Here is a 3,982-nt window from a genome sequence, read left to right as displayed (position 1 = left end):
CCGCCGAACCGCGCCAGCAGCAGCGCGACATCGTCGGCCGACGTGTGGTCGACCGTGTCGAGGAGCATGTCGCAGGTCTGCCCGAGGGAGCCGGTCGCACGCTCCAGCGTGCGGCAGAGGGCGTGCAGTCCGACGTCGATGGCGTCGTACCGGGTCTCCACCAGGCCGTCGGTGTAGAGGACGAGCCGGCTGCCCTCCGGGAGGTCGAGTGTCGTCGTCTCGAACGGCACGCCGCCGACGCCGAGCGGTGTCGCGGCAGGCGGCGATGGCCTGGTCGGCGCGCGGCAGGTCGCGGGCCAGCGTGCAGCTCAGCGCCACCGCGTCCGGCGCCCGCTCGCGCAGGTAGGGCACGAGGTGGGCGGTCGGCACGCAGGCGCCCAGGAAGGTGACCCGCCAGCCCCGGCCGCGCAGCACCTCGGCCACGATGCGCGGCGGCACGGCGTGCCGCTCGCCCTCCAGGCAGGCCACCACCACGTGGCCCCTGGTGGGCGCGGCGGTGACGCGGTCGGCCAGCGCGGCGATGACGTGCTCGACCACGGCGGTGGCCGCGTGCTCCCGCGCGACGCCCCACCGACCGGTCTGCCACAGCCTGCCGACCTCGGCCTGCGCGTCCGCGACCAGGTCCAGCAGCACGGTCTCGGCGGGCACGCCCTCGTCGAGCAGGCGCAGCACCGGGTCGAGCGCCGCGTGCTCGTCGGCCTCCGCCAACGCGGCCATCAACTCCGCGCGCCCCACCGCCAGGACGTCCGCCACCCGCACCGTGTCCGTCACGCCACCACCTCCCGCGGTGGGTCGTCGTGCCCGCCGTCCGCGAGCCGCTCGTCGTCCGTCGCCATTACCGCGAGTATCGCACGAACGCATTTACCGTTTTGTGCTGGAACACTCCGGGAAACAGATGTTTGAAATGCCGAATGCGGGGTAAGCGGGCTCATTCAGGGCACGTCAGGGCGTGATCAGCCCCGCGTTGGTCGGCTGGAACCCGCAGCTGTCGAAGCGGCCGCGCCACTCGCAGGTGATCACGCGGGCACCTTGCGGAACACCGGGGCCCCGTACCGGTGGTCCCCGCTCACCACCGCAGCGCGAAACGCCCCCGGTCGGCGGCGTCCGGGCGCAGGGCCTCCGCGAGCGTGGCGCACGGCCGCAGGTCGTGGACGAGGCCGGTGACCTCGAACGGCCTGAGCACGTGCCGGTGCCGGGCGATCACGCGCAGCCGGACCCCCAGGGCCCGCGCGGCCAGCTGGTCGCTCCGCAACTGGTTGAGCCCCGCCGCCGACAGGAAGCCGACGTCGCTGAGGTCGACCACGACCGGTGCGGGCGGGGTGGCCAGGGCGAGGGCGACCGCGATGCCCCGGGCGAGTTCGCCGACGGTCGACGAATCGACCTCGCCGGCGACGCGCACCACGATCGCGTACCCGTGCACCTCGCGCTCGACGCGGAGTTCCTGGCTGAACCGTTCTGCTCCCACGGCCTCGACCTCCTCACGGGCGAAGAAGGCAGTGGCTGCCGGTTTGAACCTCCTGCGTGCCCCGAACCGTACTCCGGGGAACGGGATCCCGCAGCTCACGGTCCCGACGGTTGCCGGAGGGGCGGCCGCGCAGTTCGATGGGGACGGGCGGGGTGTGCACGGCCTGGCTCGCCCGGTGGTCCCGCCGGTTAAAAAGCAGCCGGCGGGGCCATCAGACGTGCCCCGGGCCGGCTGACCGGGCCGCCCGCCTACTCCCCCTCGCACAGCCCTTCGAAGTAGGCCTTCATCGACGGGTAGTAGTCGTCGAACACCGGCTGCGCCCCGCCCTCGCGCGAGGCGACCAGCATGTCCAGGTAGAACTCCCAGCCCGGACCGACCTCGCCGATGCCCTCCTCGGTGTCCAGGTGGTGCACCAGGCGCAGCTCGGTGTTGCCGTCCACCTCGGACAGCAGCACCTCCAGCCGCCACACGCCGGCTTCGTCCTGGGTGGACACCGCCAGCCGCCGGGGCGGGTCGCAGGCGTCGATCCGGACCTCCATCCACGGGCCCTGCTCCTCGAAGACCATCCGCACCTTGACCGTGCGGCCGGGCGCGCCCTCGCCCTCCCAGGGGCCGAACCACCGGGCGGTGCGCTCCGGCTCGGTCAGGCTCGCCCACACGTCGTCGGCCAGCGCGCGGAAGGTGCGGGTGAGCACCAGGTCGCTGCCGGTGGCGGTGCGGAACAGGCGGCCGGTGGGGATGCGGGTCATGCCGTGTTCTCCTCGGGTCGGTCGGTGCGGCGTTCCCGCCGGGTGCGGTGGACCTCGGTCTCCAGGGCGTCGAGGCGGTGCTCCCAGCCGGTGGGGCGGTCGAAGCCCGCCAGCCAGCGGGCCAGCGGGGTCAGGCGGGAGGCGTCCAGCTCGTAGAACCGCTGCCGGCCCACGAGCTCGTCGCGCACCAGGCCGCTCTCCCGCAGCACGCGCAGGTGCCTGCTGACCGCGGGGCGGCTGATCGGGAACCGCTCGGCGACCTGCCCGGCGGACAGCGGACCCTCGTCGCGCAGCAGCTCCAGGACCCGTCGCCGCACGGGGTCGGCGATCGCCCCCGCCACGTCGTCCACACCCGGAAGCGTAACCAACGGGTTACGCGTCTGGCAACGGGCTCCCCGACCGTCCTCCCGCCAGGTCGTCCAGGAACGCGTCCAGCGCCCGCCGGTACGGCTCGACCGTGGTCAGGTCGGCGTGCTCGGCGGGACCGTGCTGCCCCTCGCCCCCGACCCCGAAGATCACCGCGTCGACGCCGCGCTGGAACCAGAACCGCGAATCCGCCGCGCCGTGCTTGCGCAGCAGGTCGCCCGAGTAGCCCTGCGCCCGCGCGGCCCGCCGCAGCGCCAGCACGTCGGCGCTGTCGGGGTCGGCCCGGTGCGGCGGCTCGACGGCGTCGACCTCGGCCACGACGCCCGGCGGGCACAGCGCGGTGAGGTGCGCGGCGACCTGCTCGGGCGTGCGGCCGGTGAAGTCCGCGTCCTCCGGCGGGAACCGGATGTCCAGGTGGGCCGCCGCGTCGGCGGGCACCTGGTTGAGCGCCTGGTTGCCGGTGGTGATCCGGGCGAGGTTCACCGTGGTGCGCCACTCCTCCTCGACCGCCACGGGGTACCGCGCCAGCACGGCGTCCACCGCGCGCATCACCTTCAGCACCGCGTTGTCGCCCAGCCACTGGTAGGCGCTGTGCCCGGCGCGCCCGGTCGCGCGCAGCCGCGCCACCACCAGGCCCTTGGACTCGTGCACCACGCGCAGCGCGCTGTGCTCGCCGATCACCACGAAGTCGGCGGTCACGCCCTGCTCGAGCTGGTGCCGGGTGCCGTCGCGCCCGCCCACCTCCTCGTCGGTGACGAGCTGGAGCCCGAGCGGGAACGGCAGGTCGCGCGCCCGCTCCCGGAACACCGCGGCCAGCACCAGCGCGGAGAGCTTCATGTCCTGCGCGCCGCGGCCGATCAGCCGATCGCCCTCGCGGCGGGGCCGGAACTGCTCGTCCTCGCCGGGCACCACGTCCAGGTGAGCGTTGAAGATCACCCGGAAGTGGGGGCGGCGCTCGCCCGCGTGCACCAGCGCGCTCGGCTTGCCGCCGGAGGAGAACCTCTCGACCGCGAAGCCGGGGCCCACGGCGTCGAGCACGAAGTCCAGGGCGCGCGACAGGTCGTCGGGCCGGTCCGCGGTCGACCGGATGGCGATCAGCTCGTCCACGAGCGTCAGCGGGTCCACCCCGCCATCGTGCCCGGTTCGATCAGTGCGCGTCGGGCACGACCTCCTCGGCGCCCTCCACCGCCGCCGGGCAGCGCGGTCGGGCGCGCAGCTCCACCACGGCCACCACCAGCGACAGCGCCACGGCCACCACCGCGCAGCCGACCGCCACCGACACCGCCACCCGGAAGTCGCGCCCCGAGGCCGACAGCACCGCGTAGAACACGCCCGCCAGCGCCGCGGTGCCGATCGCCGCGCCGACGCGCTGCCCGGTCTGCAACGCGCCGCCCGCCGCGCC

5 protein-coding genes and 1 pseudogene are annotated in these 3,982 nt (G+C 74.6%); all 6 read right to left on the bottom strand.

The genetic code is table 11. The annotated features are described in order from the left end of the window. The coding region (locus tag ACFV4N_RS40885) for a cobalamin B12-binding domain-containing protein (protein ID WP_499678066.1) at positions 1–771 on the bottom strand (771 nt) is incomplete at its 3' end. Between the two features lie 295 nt (positions 772–1,066). Further along, a complete protein-coding gene (locus ACFV4N_RS40880) occupies positions 1,067–1,465 on the bottom strand; it encodes an STAS domain-containing protein (RefSeq protein WP_499678065.1) in 399 nt (132 codons plus the stop codon). A 248-nt stretch (positions 1,466–1,713) separates the two neighbouring features. Next, complete coding sequence (locus ACFV4N_RS40875; protein ID WP_499678064.1) at positions 1,714–2,214, bottom strand: SRPBCC family protein; 501 nt, start codon at positions 2,212–2,214, stop codon at positions 1,714–1,716. Further along, positions 2,211–2,564 carry a metalloregulator ArsR/SmtB family transcription factor gene (locus tag ACFV4N_RS40870; protein ID WP_499678063.1) on the bottom strand — a complete coding sequence of 118 codons (354 nt, stop codon included), beginning with the start codon at positions 2,562–2,564 and terminating at the stop codon, positions 2,211–2,213. Before ACFV4N_RS40870 ends, ACFV4N_RS40875 begins: the two co-directional genes overlap by 4 nt. 22 nt (positions 2,565–2,586) lie before the next feature. Next, entirely contained in the window at positions 2,587–3,705 is a 1,119-nt protein-coding gene (locus tag ACFV4N_RS40865; RefSeq protein WP_499678062.1) for a M20 family metallopeptidase, read from the bottom strand. Positions 3,706–3,727: 22 nt separating this feature from the next. After that, positions 3,728–3,982: pseudogene (locus ACFV4N_RS40860) on the bottom strand (MFS transporter); the annotation flags it as partial.

The organism is Actinosynnema sp. NPDC059797 (assembly GCF_042732085.1).
In the GTDB taxonomy this organism is placed as follows: domain Bacteria; phylum Actinomycetota; class Actinomycetes; order Mycobacteriales; family Pseudonocardiaceae; genus Actinosynnema.
Note: the sequence above shows the minus strand (reverse complement) of the source record. Positions and strands in the feature narration are given on the sequence as shown.